The sequence below is a fragment of the Paenibacillus sp. FSL M8-0212 genome (assembly GCF_038004645.1).
Taxonomy (GTDB): Bacteria; Bacillota; Bacilli; order Paenibacillales; family Paenibacillaceae; genus Paenibacillus.
In genome coordinates this window covers 3062590-3087610 of record NZ_JBBORP010000001.1, presented here as the reverse complement: position 1 = coordinate 3087610, position 25021 = coordinate 3062590, and the positions used below count along the sequence as shown (strand labels likewise).

The following is a 25021-nucleotide window of genomic DNA, read 5'->3' as shown; positions in this document are numbered from 1 at the left end:
CTCAGGTTATTTCTGCCCTCTCCGTTAACGTGTACATGTTGAATTCAACTTATATACCTATATTTATTATTTCCTATTATTGTTCAATAATCCGTATGCCCCATGGCTCCAGTTCGATCTTCTCTCCTTCAGCAATCGGAGTTCCTGCCAGAAGTTCAGTCCCTTCTCCATAAGCATTCACAAAGGATGTTTCCTCATCCGCATAATTGAAATAGTAGCGAATTGTGTTTCCTTGATCGTTCACACCGGTCTTCACAATGATAGGAAAAGCCAGCTCCTGATCCGCTCCCCATACGCCTGCTTCCTTCATGACACGTTCCAATACCTTACGGATCACCGCAGAACTGGTATAACAGCCGACATAGGTTGCTTTGCCTTTTCCATAGACATTCTGGGTAATTGCCGCATATTCACCCCAATGTGGATGATCATACCAAGCGAGTACCTCAGCCGTTGTTGGTGTAATCAGTTCCATCCAGGTATGAATCTGGTTCTGCTCTTCACCAACTCCAAATGGATCATCCCGCAGTGACACATGTTTTGGCTCTACAAAAAGGTTGTAGCTAATTCCACATGCCTCACTGATCAGGCCAGGCTGGCGGGTAGAGCGTACCTTGATATGCTCATTTGTGAATCCGCTTTTGAACGAGTAGACGATATGTCCACCATCCTGTACGAATTGATTTAATTTTTCCAGCAATGCATCCGAAGCTGCATACAGAGCAGGTACAACGAGCACATCATATTCCGCATAACTCTCAACAGACGGGTCGATGAGGTCACAGCCAATGTTCATTTTATACAATTCATCGTACATCCAGCGCACCACGTCATTGTAATTCTTGTCACTGGTGAAGTTAAAACCAAACCACTTGATGGATGTCAGGGCCTCATTGCTGAACAGCACAGCTACCCGATTCTTTTTCTTCAGATTAACGAGCTTTGGACTGAGACGGGCAAAATCCCTGCCAATCGTCTTCGCTTCGTTGTACACCGGATTCGGTTCAAAGTCATGACTGAGCAATCCTTTCCAATACGTCTCAAACGAATTGTGCAACGAATGCCAGTGCCAGTAAGCGACCATGTTCGCTCCTGATGCCAGATGACTGAATGCCTGCAAACGCAGCTGTCCCGGATACGGAACCCAATGCCAGAACGCCTGCGCTTCGGTCTCCAGTACCAGATAGTTCGATTGTTTGGTTGAACGCGCCACATCGCCGCCGAATGAAATCTCGATGCCCGTCAGATCATCCTGGGAAGGATGGTAGATGTCCACACTAGTGATGTCAAAAGGTTTCGATGCTGCAAAATGATCCACATCCCCTTGAATACCGTAGGAATATCCACGCCAATCGAAGTCAAAGTTCTGGGTAACAAACTGTCCTTCCTGTTTGTATTCATTCACGATCCCCACTTGCCAAGCCAAAAAGTTGGTTACCAGCTGTCGCTGGAACTTTGCAAATTCAGCGCCCAGACTACCGTTGATCGTTCCTACAACAGACGGGAAGTCTTCCCAGCTATTGATTCGATTGCTCCAGTAGTCGAGGCCAAATTCCTTGTTGAGTTCATCCAGAGAACTGAACTTGTTCCGCATATATTTGACGAATTGCAGTTGTACATTATCTCCGGCCGTATTGTAATGCTTCGTCTCGTTATCTGTCTGATATCCAATTACCGCTGGATGTGTGCTTACCCGAGAGATCAGCTTGCGGATGATCCGCTCGGCATAGAATAGATAGGTTGGATGGGTAATATCCATGATCTGTCTTGCGCCGTATTTACCAGGTCCCTGTGAGGTTGTAGCCAGAACGTCCGGGTGTTCCTTTACCATCCACGTTGGAACAGCATACGTTGGTGTGCCAACGATGACCTGAATCCCCGCCTCATGCATGGCATCCAGCACACGGTCTACGGAAGAGAAGTCAAATACGCCATTCTGCGGTTCATGGGTACTCCAGGTTGATTCTGCAATGCGGACCACATTGATCCCTGCATCCTTCATCATCTGAATGTCCTTGTCCAATCTTTCGTAAGGCATATATTCATCATAGTAGGCTACACCATATAATAATTTGTCCATGATTTAATCTCCTTTTTAGGTGGAAAATTTAATGATCTTGACGTGTGAAAGAGTTGACATATTCCAATCCACAATGGTAGCGTTTACATTATTATCGGTTGAAGAACTTCGATTGTTCAGCAACCACTTCAAACGCTGATGTGTTCCATGGAATATCCATGCCCGCGTTAAACTGATTATAATGAAGTATACTACGAGTGCCGACTGTATAAGGCAAGTTGTTTTTACCCTTTTCCGAGGTGAATATGATGGATATCCGATCACAGCTCCGAGAAATGCCTCACCATACGCTGGCCCACTGGCTACCTATTATCGACTGTAACATCAAATTCTATGGTGCGCACAGCCAACAAGTACCCTATGGATGGGCGATGCCGGAAGAATCACATCCGGGCTTTGAGATTATGTTGATCATCGAAGGTACGCAGGAGAGTGTGATTCATGGTTATACCTATACCGTGGAGGCAGGTTCCATTCTTCTCATTCCTCCCGGGTTCAAACATACGAATCAATGTGTATCCACGGAAGGCATGACTTATTTTAGCGCTCATTTTAATGTGGATGATCCCGTCTTCACCCTGAAGCTGATGTCACAGCATAGCCAAATCTACGCAGCAGATACAGCTGATAATAAGAAGATGCGCGTTGTGCTGGAGAGTTGGATGGGGATGATTAACGTATCTGAAGCCTACACGTCCACTGACAAAATGATCATGCAGGCCCGCATGTTTGAACTGTTCGCCCTGTTGTCCCAAGCCGCTGACAATGAACCGGAGACCACCACTTCCGTTGCTGCTTCACATGCACCAGCTCCAACAGCCATGCATTATGCGGGAGCTATAGCGGAGGCGATCAAGCAGGCATTCCATGCCCAGCTTCGAACCAAGGAAAGTAGTGTATCCACGGTCAAAGTAGAGCAGATTATATCCTCGTTTGGCATCAGCCCGGGATATGGTTTGCAGGTCTTTCGCAAGGTGTACGGGCGATCACCCAGGGCTTACCTTTCCAGCCTGAAGTTGCAGGAGGCCAAAGTACTGATCGAACAGCCAGAGCTGTCGCTCGGGGAAATTGCGTGGAAGCTCGGTTACACCCATCTGTCCCATTTCAGCAGACAATTCAAACGTTGGACAGGCCAAAGCCCGCTTCAATATCGCAATCATCATGCAGATGCATCAGGTGATCCTGTATCCTACAGATCGGAATCGAGTCCAGAATCTTGATTACGGATACGTTCGTACTCTTCCGGCGTGTTCATATTACTCATTTGCATCGCTACTTGATGAACACCCACTCTCTCAAGCTCTTCCGCTTCGACATAACAGCAACCAATCTCTTCAAGCCATCGCATTACTCGAAGATGATCCTGAATCAGACGCTGCTCAAGATCAGGGAGCACTCGTTTGTGGTAAGCCCCTGCAAGAGGGTGGACATGTCCATCCACGCGTGGAACGATAGCAGAATAAGAGTCACGCGACTCGACCAGTTTTTTTATTCCATCAAAAAAGGACGTTTGCAGGAGCGGCATATCGCAGGCGCATACCAGATTCCAGTCTGTATCGGAAGCTTCCAGTGCCGCGTGAAGACCGGCGAGTGGCCCCTTCCCCGGATAGAGATCCTGAACGCAGTCGTAGCCCATTGCACTGTAGGTTGTCACATTGGGTCCGGCAGCCACGATGATACGGGATACGGCGGGTCTCATGGCATTTGTGACATGTTGCAGTACAACGGAACCGTTCAGTTCCAGCATGGCCTTGTTGGTCCCCATGCGGCTGGATAAACCTCCTGCCAATATGATGCCTGTCCATTCCCTTGTGTTCATGATGTCTTGCTCCCTCCTGGTAACGATGTGGGCTTGTTATATCAATCGATCAACATTTTCTATAGATTGAATCCCCTTTCAACAAATGATACATTGAACAATATGCATTTGAAAGGAATGGCTTAATTGGACAGACCTGCACCTTCAAGAGGCAATACCTCATTAGTTTCTCTGAAACTATATAACTTTTTCATATATGGAGCCATCTCGATCTTTGCCGGATTCCTGCAGCTTTACCTGCAAGAGATTGGCATGACCAAACTGGAGATTGGCAGTCTCATGGCGATTGGACCCTTTGTATCCTTGTTTGCCAACCCGTTCTGGGGTTTCTGGAGCGATAAATCTCGCAACATTCGCATCATCCTGATGATTATGATGGGAGGCACATTTGTGCTCGCCCAAGGTGTATTCTATGCGCCCACGTATACATGGATCTATGTAGCCATGATTTTCTTTTATTTTTTTCAAAGTCCATTATTCGCACAAACGAACAGCCTGATTCTCGGATATATCGATGGTACAACCCAGAAATTTGGGTCATTCCGGCTCTGGGGTTCACTCGGTTGGGCACTGACTGCCGTCGCAGCCGGACCGCTCATTGACCGTTTTGGCATCGGCAGTGTATCCATTATATTTGCGTGTATGATTGCCACCGCCTTTGTATTATCCGTATTTTTACCCAGACAGCCGATTGCTTCGGATACACCCGTGGTTACTTTTCGGCGGTTTGGCAAAGTCATGTTCAATCCGTATTTTATGGCATTTATCGGCCTGGGTGTACTCGTATCGGTGCCTAATGCGATGAACAGTACTTTTATGTCACTATATATTGTAGAAATGGGTGGCGACAAACAGATGGTCGGCTGGGCCATCTTCACCTCATCCATTCTTGAAGTCGGCGTATTCCTGCTGCTCGACCGCCTACTCAAACGCAAGATGAGCATGCTCTTGGCATCTCTCATTTTGATCAGTCTGCTGTTTGCACTGCGCTGGCAGCTCATGGCACTGGCCATCAACCCGATGGAGATTGTATTCATTCAGCTGATGCACTCCATTACGTTCGGTGGGTACTTCTATGTGGGCACACAGCTGACCATGCTGTTCATTCCAAGACCTTACCGTTCCTCCGGTCAAGCGGTATATACGATGGCCTGGGGTGGTCTCTCGGGCGTTATTGCCGGTCTGTTCGGTGGCTGGCTGTTCCAGAGCTTCGGTGCGGAAATCATGTATAGCATTGGCGTATTCTTCTCGCTCATTGGCGCTGTCGGATTCGGCATCATGTGGTTGTCGAATCGCCGCAACGGCTATCAGCCGGTTGTGTTGACGGAGATGGGCAATATGGATGAGGACGGTTAATCTTTTGTTAGAAAGAATTGAAAGATTTCCACTGAAGCACTACGAGGACAGAACAATCTTTCGATCGCTGTTATCCCCGGATTTTTTGACTCCCTTTTCAAAGGGTGAAATCCGGGGATATAGCGGAGCTGTAGTTCGTTCTATCACAATATGAATACTATGCTAGTTTCTCTATAGATTTTAAAGTTGAACAAGAGACAATACACGATTTTAACTAATCATTAAACTGAACAAACACATGCATATACTTATCTAATCCTGGAAGTCCGGTCGTTTCATTGATTTCCAAAAAATTGAGTTTTTCTTCCCAATCCAATCTTTCCTGATCGGAATCGTCAGCAGCATATTCAAAAATATATACTAAGACAAAAGCATCAATACTCGAGACCCCGTTTTTCAACTGTACCCACTCTTGAGGAAGCACAACTTGATTTTTACCCGCTGTGATTTCTTTGCCAGAGAAATTAAGAATCAGTTCTTGTCCTTCATTTTTAATTGTGGTGATTTTTTTCTTTCCATCCCATTCAAACGTTGCTCCGGATCGTTTAAAAACATCTTTCACTGAGATATAAATGGAATTATAAGTTGTTTTTGTTGACTTTCCTTCCTTTATGACACTTAGTTCAACTTTTTTTAGTGATGAATTATACACATTCGCCGCACGTTCCTTAAAAGGGAGATCCATTAGGGATTGGTCCAAAGCAGCAGATGCAACGGATCCTACACAGACAACTAAAGTTAACATCAACAATAAAGAAACAAATCGCTTCATCTTGATTCCTCCTTGGAATTATTGTTCACATTAACTTAAACGTCGAAAGTTGGAAAAATGTTCATTTTAGTATCCCGTTGTATTAATAATTATTTTCTTGTGTATCCACACAGAACCAGGACTTGTACCAGTACAACCTTCTTTAGCAATTGCAGGCGCATAAGAAAAAGGCGTCTCCATTGGCTTATTGCCCTGGAGACGCCTTTTACGTTCATAGATTTAAGTTTACTGCTAACCTATCGTCCTACCTATACGCTTCACATTATGCCTTCGGCAGTTGGAATGAGCTTTTCAGGGATACGACCCGGTTAAATACCGGACGACCTGGCTCGGAATGTTTTGGATCTACACTGAAGTAACCGTGACGGAAGAATTGGAATTTATCTTGAGCATTCGCTTCCTTCATCTCTTGCTCCACATACCCGTGGACAATCTCAAGGGAGTTCGGGTTCAGTTGATCCAGGAACGTTTTCTCCGGTTGCTCTTCCACAACCTCAGTTTCAGCTCCAGCTACTGCCACTTCCACCTCTGCTTCCGGTGCTTCATCCAGGATCAAAGGCTCATACAGACGGAATTCAGCAGGTACCGCTTGAGTCGCTTCTACCCAGTGGATTGTTCCTTTGACTTTACGGCCAGTGAATCCACTGCCGCTCTTCGTCTCTACATCATAGGTACAATGAATCTCAGTTACATTGCCTTCTGCGTCCTTAATCACATCGTTACATTTGATGAAGTATGCATGTTTCAGACGAACTTCGTTGCCAGGGAACAAACGGAAATATTTGTTCGGCGGATTTTCCATGAAATCGTCTTGTTCAATATATATCTCACGGGAAAACGGAATTTGGCGATTACCCATCTCTGGGTTCTCCACATTGTTCTCTGCTTCAAGCCATTCCACTTGTCCTTCAGGATAGTTGGTAATAACCACTTTGAGTGGGTGCAGGACAGCCATCGTGCGCGGAGCTTTCAGTTTCAAGTCTTCACGTACAAAGTGCTCCAGCGTTTGCAGGTCGATAACCCCTTGACTCTTGGAAATGCCTGTTTCGAATACAAAATCACGAATGGCTTCCGGTGTATATCCCCGGCGACGCAGACCCGAAATCGTTGGCATACGTGGATCATCCCATCCATCCACATGGCCTTCGTCCACGAGCAGTTTCAACTTCCGCTTGCTTGTCACCATCTGGGACAGGTTCAGGCGACCAAATTCGTATTGACGTGGTTGGCTCTCCATCTCACATTCTGCAATAACCCAATCATAGAATGGGCGTTGATCCTCGAATTCCAGGGAACAGAGGGAATGCGTTACACCTTCAATTGCATCTTCGAGTGGGTGAGCAAAGGCGTACATCGGATAGATACACCATTTGTCGCCCGTGTTATGATGGTGTGCATGTGAAATCCGGTAAATCACCGGATCGCGCAGATTGATATTTGGTGCAGACATATCGATCTTGGCACGCAGCACTTTCTCTCCGTTCTTGAATTCACCTGCACGCATACGTGTGAACAGGTCGAGATTCTCTTCCACCGAACGATCACGGTACGGGCTGTTCTTACCCGGCTCCGTCAGCGTTCCGCGCATTGCACGGATTTCGTCGGCGCTTTGGTCGTCGATGTAGGCTTTACCCTTTTTAATCAACAAGACAGCACGGTTGTACATCTCGTCAAAATAATCCGAGGCAAAACGTTTCTCGTTCCACTCGTATCCGAGCCATTTCACGTCTTCCTGAATCGATTGAACGTACTCTACATCTTCCTTGACCGGATTCGTGTCATCAAAGCGCAGATTCGTTTTGCCGCCAAATTCGCCGCCCAGCGTAAAGTTAATCCAGATCGCCTTGGCATGGCCGATATGCAGATAACCGTTCGGTTCCGGAGGAAAACGGGTAATAACTTCCTGGACTTTCCCAGACCGGAGATCTTCGGTAATAATATTTTTGATAAAGTTAGGTGGGGTTGTACGATTGTCCACAGGTATCAAACCTTTCATGAATGGATTGGAGCCTTCGGGAATTGCAGCAATTCCGGCTATAATTCCTTAATAACGAAGTCATTTCCTGAAAAAATCTATTTTCTTGGAAAGTTTCGTACGCGTTTCATTTAAATATACCTTTAACGGGGGAGGAGTTCAATAAAGAACGGCACCAAAGTCAGGATCAGCCGTGCATAAATAGGCCCAAAACCATTTTGACGGGTTCGCTCGAATCATGTAGCATGATAGTAAAAACAAATTAAAGGGAGGGTTTCCCATTCCATCGAACTCGCTTAAACTGACCAAAGAACAACAGGATGAAGCCATTCGCACCATACAGTCGTATTTCGAAGAGGAACGTGGCGAAGAACTCGGCGATCTAGCCGCTTGGGGTGTCCTCGACCTGTTCATGACACAGCTCGCTCCCTACATATATAATCAGGCACTCCGTGACGCACGCACAACAGTCAATCAACGCATGGCCTCAATGGAAGAAGACCTGTTTGCACTGGAGCAAAAGTTACCCAAGACTTCCCGTTAATCCACCAAAACTAAACCCATACTATACAAAGAAAGAAGGTTGCATTCATGTTTACCTATTCATTGGATGAATATACCGAACTCCGGCCACTGGCCATGGAACATACCAAACCGCTGTTCGAACTGACGGATCGTTCGCGGGATCAACTGCGACATTGGTTGCCGTGGGTGGATCATGTCACAGAAGTGGAGCACACCTCAAACTTCATTACTAACGCGTTAAAACAAGGTGCCGAGAATGGCGGATTCACCGCCGGAGTATGGTCAAAAGGGGATCTCGCTGGCGTCATCGGATTCCACGAGATTAACTGGACCAACCGCTCCGTAAGCATCGGATACTGGCTTGGAAAAGGCTTTGAGGGTCAAGGCTTGATGACAAGCGCTTGTCGCGTTCTGGTAGACTATGCACTGGTGACCCTGGATCTGAATCGCGTCGAGATTCGCTCGGCAACAAACAACAAACGGAGTCGCGCCATCCCCGAAAGACTCGGATTTGTTCTGGAAGGTGTCATTCGACAGGCAGAGAAGCTGCCTAAAGGTTACGTGAACCATGCAGTATACGGCATGCTTCAGCATGAATGGGAACTATTACGCTAATTCGTTTACATAATTGAGTTACATCTAACTGAAACCGTCCATATGCCCCTTTCCTGTGAGAATTTCAAACATAGGTGAGGGGCATTGTTGGTAAGAGCACCATTTTTTACTGCCAATTAAGGTTCCACTCAGCCTACCTTCATTCTTGCTCTCTAATATAACGTTGTGGGCGTACACCCATACCAACCTACAGAAGAAAGAAGGATGATCCAGGATGAAGAGAACCAAAACATCAAGAACAGTAGTGGTTACCAGCACAATGGCTTTGACGATTGCACTCGGCGGAGGTATATTTGCACATTCAGTGGCTAATGCAGATCCGGCAGCTACTCCTTCAGGCCAGACCAAATCGGACAGCTCTTCTACATTAAATTCACATAAAATAAAACCAGAAGACGGAGTTAGAGGTTGGGGACCCGGGCTGCAGCGCCATTCGGACGAACTGACCTCCGTACTTGGCGTGTCTGCCGATGAGCTGAAAGAAGCGCGCAAAGCAGGCAGCACCATTGCCGAGATTGCAGCTACCCAAAATGTGGACGTGCAGACCGTCATTGATAAACTGGTCACAGCGGAGAAAATAGAACTACAACAGCAGTTGACCGATGGCAAAATCACGCAAACCCAGTACGATGAGCGTACAGCTACACTTACACAACGTGTGACTGACCTGGTAAACGGTAATATGAAGGAAGTTGGGGCAGGTGGACGTGGTCCGGGTGGATTCGGTGGACCAGGAGCAGAACGTTATGCCAAGGAACTGGCCTCCATCCTCGGGGTTACAACAGATGAACTAAAGGAAGCCCGTGAAGCAGGCAGTACGATTGCTGAGATTGCAGCCACCAAGAACGTGGACGTGCAGACAGTTATCGACACAATCGTTACTACCCAGAAAGCAGAACTGCAGCAACAGTTGACCGATGGCAAAATCACACAAAGCCAATTCGATGAGCGTGAGGCAGACATCACTCAACGAGTTACCGACCTCGTTAATGGTAAACAGCCAGAAGGTCCAGCAGGTCACGTCCATGGTCATGGAGCAAAACGTGACGGCGAGGCCAAGACAATGCCGAATCCGGATTCCAGCAAAGTCGACACGTCAACTAATGACAGCGGCAAAGACTTATCTTAACAAAGCAATAGGCCCAGAACGTTGGGCAAGCTCGGTTTATCTATACACCCGGTATAATTGTTGTTAACGTTGTTAGGGAGCTCGTTTTTCCACACAATGCATGAATCAAAATTAAGCCCCTCCTTCTCCACAACAAGTGGACATTAAGGAGGGGCTTAATTTTAATAATATCGTAATCCGTTTCCTTATAACTTTGAATCTGTTGATCAAACTCCTCCCTTATAGGGCTCGGACCATGCCACCATCCACGATCAATGAGGTTCCGGTAATGTACGTATTGGCCCCGGATAACAGGAACACCACCGCTTTGGCAAACTCCTCTGGTTGACCATAACGTCCGAGTGGGATCTCCTTACGAAATTGGTCAGAGACCTCTTCCTCACTGATTCCGTTCTGCTCTGCCCGTGCGGCATCCAGCTCACGGATGCGGTCTGTTGCAATACGACCCGGAGCCACCGTGTTGATCAAAATTCCGTATGGAGCCAGCTCCTGGGATAACGTCTTCGCCAACCCAAACACGCCGGTACGGAACGTGTTGGACAGCACCAGACCCGGAATCGGCTGCTTCACCGAAGTTGAAGCGATATTCACAATGTGTCCTCCGCTTTCTTTCATATAAGGAAGAGCACCACGAATGAGCCTTACATAACTGAGAACATTTAATTCAAATGCACGCTCCCAATCCTCATCCGTCAGTGACTCAAATGAACCCGATGGCGGGCCACCCGAATTGTTCACCAGAATATCAATCTGCCCGAACATTTCTGCTGTCTTGTGAATCAAAACCTCAATATCTTCCTTGCGTGTCACATCGGTTGCACAATATTCCACACGTCCGCCACCACCAAGCGCCAGAAGCTCCTGCTTCACTGCTGCGAGCTTTTCTTCGCTCCGGCTGGCAAGCATGACGTCAGCACCTTCTGCTGCCAATTGAGCGGCTACCGCTTTGCCCAGCCCGCGACTGGAAGCCAGCACCAGTGCTTTTTTACCCTGAAGCCCCATATCCATCGTTGTTCCTCCTCAACTAGTTTCTATTTGGTCTAGATAAAATAACCCATAAGAATATCGTCCACATACTTGCCTCCGATATAAAACTCGGACACCAGCCTGCCTTCCGTCACAAATCCACACTGTGTATAAAACGTGATGGCTCCCGGATTGCTGGAGAGAACGCGCAGCCTGAGCTTGCGAACGCCTTGTTCAAGCGCATGCTGCTTGATAGCATCCATCAAAGCTGTGGCAATGCCACAACGCCGATCATGAGGATGAACTGCAATATGGATCTCGTAGACATGACGGTTAACAGGCATACCTGTGGCTGGCTGGAAGCCCACATAACCACATACCCGCTCTCCCTGCACCGCAATCAATTGACTGCCTGGCGGACAATGCTGCAGGTATTGCTGTCTGGAGCGCCAATGCATCGGTGCAGGAGAGGTGTATTGGTCCCATACCAGGGTGTCCAACTCCATTAGCTGTGTTGCATCCTTAATTTCGGATGGACGAATCGTAAATGTATGGCTGGTAAGCATAATGATTCAACCTTTCGTGCTATAGTCGACAACGCTGTGCGCTACAACGTCGGGAAAGTTAAGAGAGTTAAGAACGTTGAGAAACTTAGGAATAGGAAGACATTGTTCTTTACTTCACTATTTAAGTTTTTTTGTTCTATATATTGTAGCATAGCCCCAGCTTTGACTAAAATTCCACTCAGTATTAAACCTTTTCGCAAAATGAAATAAACACTTAACCTTGCCGTAACGTCATGGTTTATACTGATTCGATAAGGAGGGGATGCAAGATGAATATCAAAGAGGCAGCAAGCAGGCTTGGTATATCAGCGAGAGCCATTCGTTTTTATGAGGAAAAAGGATTAATTCTCCCCGCCAAACAGTCTAGTAACGGCTATCGCACATACACCGAGAATGATATCTGGCGGCTTCAGACCATTGCTGCGCTGCGTGAGATTGGCATGTCGCTACAGGATATTACACACGCGCTCGGAGAGATTGATCAAGGGAATCAGCAGCGGCTGGAAGAATATCTGGAACTGCAACAGGCCGTCATGTATGCCCAGTGGATTGAGCTCAAACGTATGATGGATACAACCCAGCGCATGATTGACCTGAATCGTCAGGACGGACCGCTGGATGTCAGCCATCTACACGATCTCGCGGACAGTGCGCGTCGCCTGCGCGAAGCACGGCAGAACTGGCATGATCGGTGGAATTATGACACACAGGCAGCCATCCACGATCAACGAGTGCAAGCAGCAGGCAGAGTCAGTACTGAACAAGCCAATTCAGAGGGCAGGCATCATTCGGACAACCCCTCGCCTATAAGCGATGAGCATGAAGTTCCACACCCACATCATAATGCAGATGCAGATCATTCCGCGCCAGGCGATTCCAATGATACGGTACAGTCTTCCTTTTATCTGTATCACAACTATGACGAAGCGCTCGAACAGACAGCTCATCGGATCTCTCCCGCCCTTGGTGAGAAAGGACTCGATATTGGTACAGGCACAGGTAATCTGGCTGGGAAACTGCTACAGCGCGGCGCAAACATGACTGCAATCGACCAATCCCGGGAGATGCTACGCAGATGTCGTACCAAATATCCTGAGATGCATGTGAAACTTGGTAATTTTCTGGCGTTGCCTTTTACCGATCATTCCTTCGACTTTGTTGTATCCAGCTTTGCTTTCCATCATCTAAGTCCAGATCAGCAACTATTGGCTTTACAGGAGATGCAGCGGGTATTAACCTCGCGTGGACGTATCGGTCTAACCGATCTGATGTTTGTTGATGCGACTCACCGTGATTCCTATATTCGGGAGGCAGAAACCACAGGACACGAGGAACAGCTGCGCGCCTTGCGCGAGCGTCACTTCCCTCTGCTGGGTGAGCTATGCAGCTGGCTGGAACAACAGGGCTATGTAACCAAGCATGTGCGGCATAATGAGCTGTTGCATACGTTACTGGCGGTTCCGCTGCGGTAAGCAATCGTAAGAGCATATGGCAAAAAGGCCATCCCGCCTTTGAATAAAGGAGGATGACCTTGGTGTACATCATGTTATGAGATTACATATAGATATCAACAACCGTACGCTCAGTTGCACTGCGTGCTTGTCTGAACTCATCAAGCGAGATGCTGACCCCGCCCTGACGGTAACGGTTCGCTGTACGCTCAGTGCGAATGTCTTTGCCGTTCACCGCTACACGGCTCACAGCACCTTCGTTCAAGTGATAAATGAACGTCACCGGCTCACCTGCATACTCGAATTCGAATTGCATGCCGTTCAGCTCAGCTGGCAATACCGGGTCAATGACCAGATCGCCGCCCTCTTGACGAATGCCAAGTGCATTGGAGATCAGCTGGTTCATGTAGATTCCAGGGCCGCTGGAGTAGATTCTCCATCCGCCTTTCACTTGTACAGTCCCTTTACGAAGCTGGTCAAAATGCTCCTGTGCCTCGTAACGTGTATTAAACTTACCGTCCGAACTACTGAAGTATGAGTTCGCTTGGCGAATCTCCGCGTTAGGTACAACCTCGCCGATACCAACCGGGTTGATCATCGCGAGACCATTCCACACCTGATCTGTCTTACCCAGCTTCGCCATCGCTTCTACGTAACGGATATGAGCGTGTACATATTGCAAACCAATCTCACGTCCGAAGTTGGATGCTTGCTCTGCACGTTTGAAGTGTGTGCTTACTCCGCCAGCATATTGAGCCGGACGATTCATCAGACGCACGCCATCCGGGCACAGGAACTGTTCACGGATCAATGCGTAATGAGACTCTGCTTGCTCCGCATTCAGCAACTCACCAATCATGCTGCGCGTCATTGGCAACAGGCGATATTGGATGCCTGTCTCTGTATCCGTTGGATGAAGCATCAGCTTCGCTTGGTCCGCTTCTTCCATGTATACAAAGCCTGGAATCACATCTGTGCCCAGCATGTAACGGTTAAAGTCCTCACGAATACCTTGAGCCAGCACATCAAGCTCCTGTGCAAAGTCTGCATCCTTAAATTTCAGCGCTTGCGAGAGCACATTCACGGACTGATACGTCAATGCCACCGTCCAACTGCTCACCATGTATTGCTTCAGCTGTGCATTGGCTGGTTGGAGCGTATCATCCCAGTCGCCATCTCCGTAGGAAGACAGGAACGTATCGTGCAGGAAGTGCGAACGGATATATTCGATTTCTTTTTTCGCGTGATCCAGTACCGTTGCCGTTTCTTCCGTGAACCCGAAGCTATGTTTAACCGTATAAGGTACTTTCTCATCCAGGATTGCATAGTCGCGAGTCGCTGTCAGGTAATCCGCCAGAACTTTCAGCGGCCATACGATGATGTCGCCATGGCTCTCTTCCTGTTGGATCGCAAAGTATTTATCAAACATGAACCATTGCGGCCAGTTGCCATCATCTTCATATTGGTGAGTATAAACCATTTTGATGATATCGCGAACTTGCTCATATTTTTGCGTCGCCATAAAGTACTCCACCGGGCCTTGGCACACATCCCTCGTACCCCAAGCCGCGCCGCCATACTGCTCCAAACCGTGAGGCACAGAGTAGTGAACCAGCATGTTGTGGGTGTACCACCAAGCCAGCGCATTAACTTTGAACAGATCCTCTGCACTCTGGCCTTCTCCACGGGACAAACGGAACCCGTTCATCACACCTGCGAAGAACTCGCGGTATGCCTGCACTTCCTCTTCAAACGTAAGACTTGAGCCTGCTACCACTGCGCTATCCGCTTGGCCTTCCAGTACCCCTTGTACCTTCAGCGTCCATTCAGCACTCGCTTCCAGACTAAGTGTAACCAGTGATGCGGAACCACTGCGGATACCACTTGCCAGCAGCGTTTCGTCACCTACATTTACAGTCGCACCATCCACCGACATGCGGTATTGCAGATCCGGATACGTTCCAGCACTAATCGCTTGTGGATCAGCCTTGAAGATCAAAGTATCGCCATCCTGCGTCATATGCAGTGGATATTCGTATTCATTCACATTCATCGTAATCTGGTTTGTTACCAGGTAACGGTATGCTGTGCCACTTGTGGAGCGTACGTTCATGCTCACTTCGGTAGTATGTGCCCCTGTATAGTTCGTCACGATGATCGTATCGGATTCCGTTTTGTAGATCCAACGTACATAGTTGAAGCCAATCTCGAACAGGGAAGGCATCGTCAGCAGACGATATTGTCCGTCCATTTCCACATAGATGCGTTGTCCCGCCGTTTTCGGCACGTTTAATGCATTCCGAGCATTACTGATCATTTTATTAAAATTGGTGTTACCAATAACGAGTTGTGAGTTGAAAATACCGTACATATACGATGTCGTCGTAATAACCTGTGCTCCAAGTTGCACGTTGCCACCACTCATCAGAATGTGACCGTGCGGACGCTCTACAAGCAATTCTTTTGCTTTCAGAACGATATGTTCATAGCTGCCTGTGAAGAAGGATAACAGTTCCTCACCGCTGTGCTCTTCCTGATGACGATCAGGGAACAGATCATGAATCTCATCTTGTGTCAGATCAAGCGTAACCAGTGGTTCACCCAGGAAGGAGGACAGTTTCACCTGTTCCAACGTATCACCATTTTCCACAGTCAGAGCCTGTACTTCATTCCATGCTGCTGTAACTTCATCTCCGAATTCCAGTGCAGAGATTCCTTCCGCATGATTAGGCTTCGCCAGTCCATAAAAGACCACCTGTGCTTCTCCGTTCAGATTCAGCAGTTCAGATTGCAGCGCCGTGTAGGCAAATTCATACTGATACGTCTCATTTGCCAGCGTTGGGCGCTTCAAGCTCTCTGGTTGATTCGTTTCCTTGTACGACAGACCGAAGAATTGGAATCCATCTGTGGAGTAACCGACTGCTTTCGTCAGGGAACCTTGTTGCATATAAGGAAATGCACCGCCCTGAGGCTGGTTTTGACGGGAACAAACGACATAACCTTTCGCCTCATCTTCAAACACCGTATGGTCAATGTATTGTGACAGATAAGCTTCATTGCTGCGTACCGCACCTGGATCAGCAAGACCTACATCCTGTCCGTACACCACGTCTACGTTATGTTGTTGTCCTGTGAGCTTCACATCCCAGAACCATACACCTTGCGGTGTAGCCGTAAATACGACCTGATAGCCAATGCCTTGTTCGCTACCTTCCAGCTGGACTGTGCCCTCCCAGATCAACTGGTTGCTGGACTGTGCTTTACTTGTAATCACCTTGCTGTTCGAACGTACACCGAGCAACGGGAACGAGCTGATGTTCTCTCCCTCGTGTACACGCAGGTACAGGTTATTCAGAGATCCATCAATCTGGTTGCTGAGCAACTGGTTCAACATCGTTGTGCCGGATGTGGCCTGATACAGGTCTCCACTGTTCAAAAAGGTAAAAGATAACTCCCCGGCGCTTAACCGGATCGGTGCATTAATCATCGTTGTCATAAGGTTCACTCCTTGAATTAGTATAAAATCGAAACGTTTCGATTAATCTGAAAAAGAATAGGGGCCTCTTCAAACCGACTTTTTACAGCCCGTCCGGACGATAACCCCATCATTGAACTTTCACTTCAGCATGCAGGCATTTCTTGGTTGGTCAGACTCGGCCTAAACCGAACGTACAGAGCTGCGCTCGATCATATTAATTGTTAACGTATATGAAGGGTCAACCGCTTCGCCATTGAGCATCTGGAATAACAGATGTCCGGCGAGCGACCCGGCTTCATGCTTAGGCTGGCGTATCGTTGTCAGCGGTGGATGCACATATTCGGACAACTGAATATCATCAAAACCGATCACGGAAATATCATTTGGCACCGATACACCACGCTCTTCCAATGCCTTCAGGCCACCAATCGCCATCTCATCGTTACCGTAAAATACCGCTGAGGGAAGATCACCTTGCATGATCATCATTTTGGTTGCACTGTATCCGCCCTCACGCACAAAGTTACCGTTCAGACGCCATTTGGACTTTTCTTCAAGTCCGGCTTCCCGCATCGCTCGCAGATACCCTTGGTAACGGAGCGCGTTGTCATACGAGTTGGATGGGCCACTGATATAAGCGATCTTCTGATGTCCCGACTGAATCAGGTGGCGGGTAGCAAGGTAACCGCCCTGCTCTCCATCCACCAGCACGTTGACCAAATGGTCACTCGACAGCTGACGATCCATCACAATGATTGGAAAGCGATGACCAGCAGATTCTACCAGAATATCATCATGAATGTTATGCGCCAGGATGATGGCTCCATCTACTCTTTTTTCACGCAAAAATCGTACTGCCGTTGAATCCCGTCCACCCATAGAGCTGCACGCAATCAAGTCATACCCGTTCGCGAGGGCTACATCCTGTACACTACGGATCAACTCCGAGTAATACGGGCCCGACAGATCTGTAAGGATCAAAGCGATGGTGTTCGTCCGGCTCCGTTTCAGGTCCATGGCAAAGCCGTTCTTGCGGTAATTCAGTTCTCGTGCTGCCTCAAGCACTTTAGCCTTGGTTTTGGCACTAACCTTGCTATCCCCGCTCAGCGCATAGGAAGCAGTCGAGAGTGCTACACCTGCCAGCTTTGCCACATCCTTAATCGTTGCCATTCCACGTTCGCTCCTTCTAAACTATATATAAGTTCAACTAAAGAATATTTACACTTACCACTCCGATGACAGAATAACCTTCCGATCGCTGTTATCCCCAGATTTTTTTTAATTCCCTTCTTCAAAGGGAAAATCCGGGGATAGCGTATGCTTCCGATGTAGCTTTCTTGCAGAAAGCTTTTAGGCGAACACTTCGCTTCTTCACGTTATTTCTGTCCTCTCCGTTCTCGCGTAAAAAGTTTAGTTGAACCTATAAAGAACAAATTCAAGGTTATCTACATTCTATACGATACATGGTTAGAACAACCACTAAATCCTGTATTATCGTTTATTAATCTTTATACATATCATAGCGATGGATGTCAATCGAAACGTTTCGAGGTGTTCTCAAAAAAAATCCTCGTTCCCATCCTTATGGGGCTACGGTTGAATGCGTCCCGTTCCAATCCATACCATAAGTGATGGTCATGACACGTCTTTCAATCTGGCGCTCTATAAACAGTTCGTGCCTAATACAGTGAAACTGGCAGTAAACGCTAGATTGAAACGTTTCGACATTTTCATTATAGTCGGTGTTGATAGCGATTTCAACCACTTTATCTATTTTTCATAGAAAAAGTTGATTTGTTCAATCTGTCCATCCACGTCACTTCAATTATAGTATATACTGCATAATAGTCGAGATCCGAGAATTACGCCAGTATACAAAGGGCATGAGACGAATAATGCCCCTGCTGACTTATGTAAGGAGACAGTTATCCAATGAATATATCCAAGACCATTTATCATAAAAAGTCGCTGTCCCGCCCCGTTTCCTTGCAGAAAATTCAGTCCATCCCCGATGCCCTGTTCAAGCTGCGCCATCTGGTGCAACTTCACGACCGTGAGGCGTTCTCCCGTACAGATGAGATGTGGAGTACCCTTCATGTACTATACGTTATTACTGCTGGCCAGGCCAGGCTGATCAGTGCAGAGGGTAAACTGACACTAAATGCAGGCTGTGCAGTGGTTCGGCAAGCTGGAAGCCTGCTTCAGCACGAGAACAAGCGCGGCTCCCTGTCGCCAGTACAGGGGATTGCTATTGCTTTTGATTCTACTGAAAATGAACAGCTGTTCTGGCCGTTCGGGATACCAGCTCCCATTGTGAGTCGTACTCTCACCGATAGGGCAGTAGAGCTGGTTCAAGCAAGTTCAAAGGGGCATGGTTCCAGTCCATTCAGGCCACATATGCTTTTCTATGAGTTACTGGATATTTTGCGGGATCATGCGGCTCATTCTGCTCATGAAGATCACTCCTGGCTCGATGCCGTGCTCAGACATATCCATCAGATGTATACCCATCCGTTAACCCGCGAACAATTGGCACGGGATGCAAATGTGAGTCCTGAGCATTTTTCACGGGAGTTCAAGAAACATACAGGTCTTACGTTTGTTGAATATGTAACTCGTCTCAGAATCAGAATGGCTCAAGAACATCTGTTGTTCGCGAACCCTACGCTACAGGAGATTGCACAACTGACAGGCTACAGGGACACCTTCTATCTGAGCCGCAAATTCAAACAGATGGTTGGATCAGCACCAACACACTACCGGAAAATGCCCAAAAAGATTGTATCTTTGACTTACAACTATACGGCCTCACTTCTGGCATTGGGCCACACTCCCCACATGGGCGCCGTTGCCAGCTGGATGGAAGAAAAACTGGGGGAACATGGTCATGAACCATTTGAGCAACATTCCGAATATGAGCTGGTTAAACATACGGATCTGATTGCACACGCTCAGCCCGATGTCATTATCGGGTATGCACCGCATCCCGCTTCCGATGAACTACGTCTGATCGCACCGACCATTCTGATGCCCTTTGAGGAACTCGATTGGCAGGAGCAGCTTCTTCATCTCGGCCGAATTACCGGGCTTGAGTCCAATGCACAGGCGTTGTTAGATCGATATCATCAACTTGAGCAAGAGGCCAATCATACATTAGATCAGTGGATGGAAGGGACACGTGGTTCCGCCGTTTGCATGTTTATGATTGGAGAGGACGGCGCTTATATCTATGGTCATGGCTGGGGCAGAGCTTCTTATGTGCTGTATCAATCGCTGGGCTTCACTCCGCCGTCACGCATGGAGCAGGATGGGCAATTACTCACGGGGTACGTTCATGTTCCGTTGTCTGAGATTCACTTGTATGCAGCAGATCACATGTTTGTCGCCTACCCTGAGGAACCTGCCGAACGAGAAATGTTGGATAACCTGCTGAATCAGGAATCTTGGGGCACCCTCTCCACCGTTCGTGAAGGACGCGTATATGAAATTGATGCCGACATGTTCTATGGATTTGATCCTTTGTCCGTTATGGAGCAGTTGCAGCATATCATGCGTCACCTCACATCATAATTGTCCATGCAGTAGTGATCATAGTTGTCCATGTACAAATATCACGTCTTCCTCTATGTTATTAATGAGAATAATAATCATTATTGATTAAACATAGGGGGAACAGAAATATGTTTGCTGCAAAAAAACGCTTTTCCGGCTTGCTACTTATGCTCGCCATCATTATGGTTCTGGCTGCTTGCAGCAGCGGAACAGGTTCGACTGCCACTGAACAGACATCGGCAACGGGAACCGAAGCGACAACCGGCTCTACCGAGACGAACACAGACACATCGTCCGGTTCGGATAATTCAAATGCTACACGAATCTACAAATCATTAAGCGGGGATGTTGAGATTCCGGCTGAACCGAAACGGATCGTTACGGATATGTACGTAAGTGATCTGCTCGCACTGGGTGTGAAACCCGTTGGGGCCGTTCAATATTATTTGGAAAACCCGTTCTATGCCGATCAGGTGGCGGGCATAGAGGGTATCGGTGATCGGGCGGCTGTATCCATGGAGAAGGTTATTGCCTTGAACCCGGATCTGATCATTACTTACTCCGACCAGGCCAGCGAAATTGAGAGTTACCAAAAAATCGCACCTACCGTGGTCATTCCGTATGGTACATTCACCAATGTACATGACGAAATCCGGGGATTCGGAGAGTTGATGAACAAATCCGAAGCAGCCGAAGCTTGGCTAAAAACGTACGATGAGCGAATTGAAGCCGCTCGCGCTAAGGTGAAAACAGTCATTAAACCGGAGGAAACCTTCTCCATCCTTGAAGTATCCGACAAGAGTTATTATGGATATGGAGACAATTTTGGTCGAGGAGGACAAGCGGTCTACAGTGCTTTGCAACTTGCCCCACTCGAAATCACCAAAAAAGAACTGATGGGTGATACCCAATGGAAAGAAATTTCACGTGAAGTTGTTGGTGATTATGCAGGGGATCATATTTTCTTAACCGTTGGAGAGAACAATAAAAATTACCAAGGTGATGCCATCTGGCAATCCCTGCCGGCTGTGAAAAACAATCAGGTGTATGAGTTGCTGGAAGACCGTTACTGGTACTTCGACCCGATTGCGATTCAAGGTCAGGCTGAGGAATTCGCCGATATGATCGTAGAACGTGCCGAGCAAAACCGCAAATAACATAAGCATGAATACAGGTGTCCGGATAGGCTAATTAGCCTGCTCGGGCATTTATGTCATATTGAGGAGGACTTACATATGCTTCGTCGTTTTATGTCTTATTATCGCCCTTACAAAAGGCTCTTTATATTGGACTTTTCCTGTGCCATCGCCGCCGCGCTGCTGGAGTTAGCCTTTCCACTCGCCGTGAACCGGGTGGTCGATCAACTGCTTCCGGCTGGCAATTGGTCCATGATCTTAGCAGCGTGTGTCGGATTGCTCGGCATCTACCTGCTCAGTTCCTTTTTCCATTATGCAGTCACCTATTGGGGCCACAAGCTCGGCATTAACATCGAATCCGATATGCGGCGTGAACTGTTCCAGCGAGTACAGAAGCAGTCCTTCCGCTTCTTCGATAACAATAAGACCGGGCATCTGGTCTCCCGCATGACCAACGATCTGATGGATATTGGTGAGATCGCGCATCACGGACCCGAGGACTTATTCATCGCCTTCATGACACTGGCCGGAGCTTTTGGTATTATGCTGGGGATCAACTGGCAACTCGCTGTGATGACGTTCATCATCGTTCCGCTGATGATTTACCTGTCACTGTATTTCAGTCGCAAAATGTCCAAGGCGTTTAAGCGCATGTTTGCAGATATCGCCGATTATAATGCACGGGTTGAGAACAATGTGAGCGGCATCCGTGTGGTACAAGCTTTTGCCAATGAAAAACATGAAGTAGGACGTTTCGTCGAGAATAACGAACGTTTCCGACTCACCAAACTGATCACCTACCGCATTATGGCCTGGAACTCTTCACTCAGCTTCATTCTGATGAAATTTGTATCGCTGTTTGTGCTGGTGTGTGGAACCTGGTTTGTTATTCAAGGAAGTATGACCTATGGGGAATTCATCGCTTTTGTGATGTTATCCAATGTATTCCTCGGGCCGATTGAGAAGATTAACTCCGTCATCGAGACGTATCCCAAAGGCATCGCCGGATTCAGACGTTACCTGGAGTTGCTTGAGGCTGTACCGGATGTAGAAGATACTCCTCAGGCGCAACCGATTCCGGATGTCAAAGGAGATATTGCTTTCCATAACGTTACCTTTTCTTATGGAGAACACAAACCTACGCTGTCTCAGGTCAATCTGGATATCCAGGCAGGCCAGACGGTTGCTCTGGTTGGACCTTCGGGCGGAGGTAAAACGACGTTATGCAGCCTGATCCCACGTTTCTACGATGTGGATGCGGGACATATCTCCATCGATGGCATTCCGGTGAAGGACATGACGCTGGAATCACTGCGCTCCCATATCGGGATTGTGCAGCAGGATATTTTCCTGTTTGACGGAACGATTCGTGAAAATATTGCATACGGCAAACTGAATGCTTCCGATGAAGAAATCTGGCAAGCCATTCGCCGGGCCCAATTGGAAGAGCTAGTACAGTCCCAGCCAGATGGACTCGATACCATGATCGGTGAACGCGGCGTGAAATTGTCCGGCGGACAGAAGCAGCGTCTTTCCATCGCAAGAATGATCCTGAAAAATCCGCCAATTCTCATTCTGGATGAAGCCACCTCCGCACTCGATACCGAGACAGAAGCTGCTATTCAACTGGCGTTGTCCGAGCTGGCTCAAGGACGTACGACATTGGTGATTGCCCATCGACTGGCGACCATCAGACACGCCGATCGCATCGTAGTCGTGGAGAACGGCAGTGTCGCTGAACAAGGAAGCCATGAAGAACTGCTCGCACGTAAAGGCTCGTACAGCCGACTACATCAAGCCCAGTTTGGGTAAATACAACGACAAAACAACCTTCCCTCAAAACCAGAGGTGAAGGTTGTTTTATTCATTTCAGGTATCCTTTTGATTTCCAGAATCGCTTCGCAAATGATTCAGCAGCGTACGGCGGCTCCCCATTCAGTAAATCCTCATTTGCTTGAATGAGCACTTGGCGTCCACGTTCGAGCAATTGAACGGCATGTAGTAATTGAGAGCCGCCTATATAATGAAGTTCAAGCAACACCGGTTCTTCTTCCTCATCCTCGTCCTTCTGAGCCGAGTATTCGATCAACACACTTTCCGTGCCGTCCTCATGTTGGTGCAGGGTATAATAGTATTTCTCCACCTGCGTCTCCCCTTGAGTATCCTTATACTCTCTTCCAATACGTAGCATAGCTGGCTGGGGAATACCATCACTCAGCTGACCTGCTTGTCGAAATGCATAATACAAGTCTCCAATCCACAGCCCATGCCGGTCGTCATCATAATAATCGTCATATGGCTCCACGATCGGCAAAGCTAATAAATCACGGATCAGTTGATGCGAAATTAAGGAACGGGCATACTGATAATTCGATACAGACTGCAACAAGGTGCTCCATCCTTGCTCGCTTAACTGCTGAATATCAGCAGGTGAGTTCTCCGAAAATACGTTCCATTCCGAATTCTCATTGTGCAGATAACGATATGCACCTGAGATCATCCAGACAGGTTTACCCGGTTGTAGGATATGTTTATCAGGAGAGTTGGAACCTTGATCTGATGGCTCCATCTTAAGCAACAATGCACAGTTATGGTCATCCTGAAAATAAAGACTGCGGAAATACCCCTCCGTATGCTCATCTCCATAGACCGATACTCGGCAAAATTGCTCGTTCAACCAAAATTCATAGCTGTTGAGTAACTCATCCTCCTCTCTTACAGGCAACAAAGATGGATGAGTAAGACGCTCTATGTTCTCAGCGGTAATACGATGATCTTCGAACCAATCCGGCACATCTGGCTCTGATTCATCAGCATGAATGTACTTTCGGTTGATTACAGGTCGTCCTTGCTGCAGCCTCTTTAACATTTCTTCTCGCCAAGGAAACGGCTCTGTATCTTCATCAATCACACATTCAGGAACCAATAACGCCAACATGTCAAAGCCCCGCCATGGTCCGAGATCCTCCCATTCTTCAAGCTGACGCTTCACATTGCGCTGTCCTTGAACCTGAATCATATATTGCTCGGTACTTACCAGCAATCCACCTTCTACATTCCCTCTCACTGTCAATTCTCCATGGTTATAATCCCCCCAGAACATATCTTCCACATAGAGATTACCTGTAATATATATTTCCTGCCCACCCACGATCATATAGGGCGTTATGAGATTCCCAAGTACAACCAGATTTGAACTGGCCGCGTCGGAACTTGTATTTCCAATATAACGATCCACTGTCAGATTTCCTTCAACCAAGATCAAAAAAGGTCCTTCATCCAACAACAGTTCACTGATATGAAGGTCACCAGAATGTAACCATACTTCCTCGGCTTCAAATTCACCGTTGTGCGCTTCATTCTGAGTGTACATCCAACTTTCCTGAGGCAACTTCGTTTTGATATCAGCAAAAGACACCTTGTGACCTATCTGATGTATGGACATGTCCTGACACTCCTCATCCAATAAGATATGGATAGAATCTATCTGATCTACAGATAGACAACTGCCCATTTTTATTATACTAGAGGAAATATACACCATTCCATAACAAAAACCCTCACCCGAGTAGAATGAAGGTTGAGCTTGTGAACGACAACA

General features: G+C 47.5%; 18 protein-coding genes. 9 read left to right on the top strand and 9 right to left on the bottom strand.

The genetic code is table 11. From position 1 onward, the window contains the following. Positions 1-76: 76 nt before the first annotated feature. Entirely contained in the window at positions 77-2080 is a 2004-nt protein-coding gene (locus tag MKX68_RS13685; protein ID WP_340912273.1) for a beta-galactosidase, read from the bottom strand. A 248-nt stretch (positions 2081-2328) separates the two neighbouring features. Between MKX68_RS13685 and MKX68_RS13680 the strand changes: the two genes are divergently transcribed. Further along, complete coding sequence (locus tag MKX68_RS13680; RefSeq protein WP_340912270.1) at positions 2329-3300, top strand: AraC family transcriptional regulator; 972 nt, start codon at positions 2329-2331, stop codon at positions 3298-3300. On the opposite strand, the gene mobA is transcribed toward MKX68_RS13680, so the two are convergent. Beyond that, positions 3270-3899, bottom strand: coding sequence for a molybdenum cofactor guanylyltransferase (mobA, locus tag MKX68_RS13675; protein ID WP_340912268.1), 630 nt, complete (start codon positions 3897-3899; stop codon positions 3270-3272). The two genes, MKX68_RS13680 and mobA, sit on opposite strands and share 31 nt — an antisense overlap. A gap of 126 nt (positions 3900-4025) precedes the next feature. On the opposite strand from mobA, the gene MKX68_RS13670 reads away from it, so the two are divergent. After that, positions 4026-5255: an MFS transporter gene (locus tag MKX68_RS13670; protein WP_338588809.1), complete on the top strand. Its 1230-nt coding sequence runs from the start codon at positions 4026-4028 to the stop codon at positions 5253-5255. A gap of 214 nt (positions 5256-5469) precedes the next feature. On the opposite strand, the gene MKX68_RS13665 is transcribed toward MKX68_RS13670, so the two are convergent. Both MKX68_RS13665 and MKX68_RS13660 read right to left on the bottom strand, forming a co-directional pair. Next, entirely contained in the window at positions 5470-6027 is a 558-nt protein-coding gene (locus tag MKX68_RS13665; RefSeq protein WP_340912265.1) for a stalk domain-containing protein, read from the bottom strand. A gap of 262 nt (positions 6028-6289) precedes the next feature. Then, positions 6290-8023, bottom strand: a complete 1734-nt coding sequence (locus MKX68_RS13660; RefSeq protein ID WP_338588811.1) for a glutamine--tRNA ligase/YqeY domain fusion protein — start codon at positions 8021-8023, stop codon at positions 6290-6292. Positions 8024-8282: 259 nt separating this feature from the next. Between MKX68_RS13660 and MKX68_RS13655 the strand changes: the two genes are divergently transcribed. From MKX68_RS13655 to MKX68_RS13645, 3 genes are all read left to right on the top strand, one after another. Beyond that, complete coding sequence (locus tag MKX68_RS13655) at positions 8283-8546, top strand: DUF2164 domain-containing protein (protein ID WP_076253656.1); 264 nt, start codon at positions 8283-8285, stop codon at positions 8544-8546. Between the two features lie 47 nt (positions 8547-8593). Next, positions 8594-9142 (top strand): GNAT family N-acetyltransferase, encoded by a 549-nt coding sequence (locus MKX68_RS13650; protein WP_036612698.1) that lies wholly within the window; start codon positions 8594-8596, stop codon positions 9140-9142. Positions 9143-9356: 214 nt separating this feature from the next. Continuing rightward, positions 9357-10271, top strand: a complete 915-nt coding sequence (locus tag MKX68_RS13645; protein ID WP_338588816.1) for a hypothetical protein — start codon at positions 9357-9359, stop codon at positions 10269-10271. Between the two features lie 219 nt (positions 10272-10490). Here the strand turns inward: MKX68_RS13645 and MKX68_RS13640 are convergent, their stop codons facing one another. Beyond that, entirely contained in the window at positions 10491-11279 is a 789-nt protein-coding gene (locus MKX68_RS13640) for an SDR family oxidoreductase (RefSeq protein ID WP_340912262.1), read from the bottom strand. Positions 11280-11311: 32 nt separating this feature from the next. After that, a complete protein-coding gene (locus MKX68_RS13635) occupies positions 11312-11803 on the bottom strand; it encodes a GNAT family N-acetyltransferase (RefSeq protein ID WP_338588820.1) in 492 nt (163 codons plus the stop codon). Between the two features lie 269 nt (positions 11804-12072). Here MKX68_RS13635 and MKX68_RS13630 point away from each other — a divergent pair, with 269 nt between their 5' ends. Beyond that, entirely contained in the window at positions 12073-13275 is a 1203-nt protein-coding gene (locus MKX68_RS13630) for a methyltransferase domain-containing protein (RefSeq protein WP_340912260.1), read from the top strand. 82 nt (positions 13276-13357) lie between these two features. Here the strand turns inward: MKX68_RS13630 and MKX68_RS13625 are convergent, their stop codons facing one another. Both MKX68_RS13625 and MKX68_RS13620 read right to left on the bottom strand, forming a co-directional pair. Continuing rightward, entirely contained in the window at positions 13358-16750 is a 3393-nt protein-coding gene (locus MKX68_RS13625; RefSeq protein ID WP_338588824.1) for a GH36-type glycosyl hydrolase domain-containing protein, read from the bottom strand. Between the two features lie 162 nt (positions 16751-16912). Then, positions 16913-17902, bottom strand: a complete 990-nt coding sequence (locus tag MKX68_RS13620) for a LacI family DNA-binding transcriptional regulator (RefSeq protein WP_338588826.1) — start codon at positions 17900-17902, stop codon at positions 16913-16915. Positions 17903-18664: 762 nt separating this feature from the next. Between MKX68_RS13620 and MKX68_RS13615 the strand changes: the two genes are divergently transcribed. The 3 genes from MKX68_RS13615 (at position 18665) to MKX68_RS13605 (ending at position 23232) form a co-directional block, all read left to right on the top strand. After that, a complete protein-coding gene (locus tag MKX68_RS13615) occupies positions 18665-20302 on the top strand; it encodes an AraC family transcriptional regulator (RefSeq protein ID WP_340912258.1) in 1638 nt (545 codons plus the stop codon). Between the two features lie 110 nt (positions 20303-20412). After that, entirely contained in the window at positions 20413-21441 is a 1029-nt protein-coding gene (locus tag MKX68_RS13610) for an iron-hydroxamate ABC transporter substrate-binding protein (RefSeq protein ID WP_340912255.1), read from the top strand. 78 nt (positions 21442-21519) lie between these two features. Further along, the gene (locus MKX68_RS13605; protein WP_340912252.1) at positions 21520-23232 is read left to right on the top strand and encodes an ABC transporter ATP-binding protein; all 1713 of its coding nucleotides are present in this window, start codon (positions 21520-21522) and stop codon (positions 23230-23232) included. A gap of 52 nt (positions 23233-23284) precedes the next feature. Here MKX68_RS13605 and MKX68_RS13600 read toward each other — a convergent pair whose 3' ends face one another. Further along, positions 23285-24865, bottom strand: a complete 1581-nt coding sequence (locus MKX68_RS13600) for a hypothetical protein (RefSeq protein WP_340912250.1) — start codon at positions 24863-24865, stop codon at positions 23285-23287. Between the last annotated feature and the right edge of the window lie 156 nt (positions 24866-25021).

Coding starts and splice junctions, on each gene's coding strand:
- MKX68_RS13685 (WP_340912273.1), bottom strand. CDS start 2,080: ATGGACAAATTATTATATGGTGTAGCCTACTATGATGAATATATGCCT.
- MKX68_RS13680 (WP_340912270.1), top strand. CDS start 2,329: ATGGATATCCGATCACAGCTCCGAGAAATGCCTCACCATACGCTGGCC.
- mobA (WP_340912268.1), bottom strand. CDS start 3,899: ATGAACACAAGGGAATGGACAGGCATCATATTGGCAGGAGGTTTATCC.
- MKX68_RS13665 (WP_340912265.1), bottom strand. CDS start 6,027: ATGAAGCGATTTGTTTCTTTATTGTTGATGTTAACTTTAGTTGTCTGT.
- MKX68_RS13660 (WP_338588811.1), bottom strand. CDS start 8,023: ATGAAAGGTTTGATACCTGTGGACAATCGTACAACCCCACCTAACTTT.
- MKX68_RS13650 (WP_036612698.1), top strand. CDS start 8,594: ATGTTTACCTATTCATTGGATGAATATACCGAACTCCGGCCACTGGCC.
- MKX68_RS13645 (WP_338588816.1), top strand. CDS start 9,357: ATGAAGAGAACCAAAACATCAAGAACAGTAGTGGTTACCAGCACAATG.
- MKX68_RS13640 (WP_340912262.1), bottom strand. CDS start 11,279: ATGGATATGGGGCTTCAGGGTAAAAAAGCACTGGTGCTGGCTTCCAGT.
- MKX68_RS13635 (WP_338588820.1), bottom strand. CDS start 11,803: ATGCTTACCAGCCATACATTTACGATTCGTCCATCCGAAATTAAGGAT.
- MKX68_RS13630 (WP_340912260.1), top strand. CDS start 12,073: ATGAATATCAAAGAGGCAGCAAGCAGGCTTGGTATATCAGCGAGAGCC.
- MKX68_RS13625 (WP_338588824.1), bottom strand. CDS start 16,750: ATGACAACGATGATTAATGCACCGATCCGGTTAAGCGCCGGGGAGTTA.
- MKX68_RS13620 (WP_338588826.1), bottom strand. CDS start 17,902: ATGGCAACGATTAAGGATGTGGCAAAGCTGGCAGGTGTAGCACTCTCG.
- MKX68_RS13615 (WP_340912258.1), top strand. CDS start 18,665: ATGAATATATCCAAGACCATTTATCATAAAAAGTCGCTGTCCCGCCCC.
- MKX68_RS13610 (WP_340912255.1), top strand. CDS start 20,413: ATGTTTGCTGCAAAAAAACGCTTTTCCGGCTTGCTACTTATGCTCGCC.
- MKX68_RS13605 (WP_340912252.1), top strand. CDS start 21,520: ATGCTTCGTCGTTTTATGTCTTATTATCGCCCTTACAAAAGGCTCTTT.
- MKX68_RS13600 (WP_340912250.1), bottom strand. CDS start 24,865: ATGTCCATACATCAGATAGGTCACAAGGTGTCTTTTGCTGATATCAAA.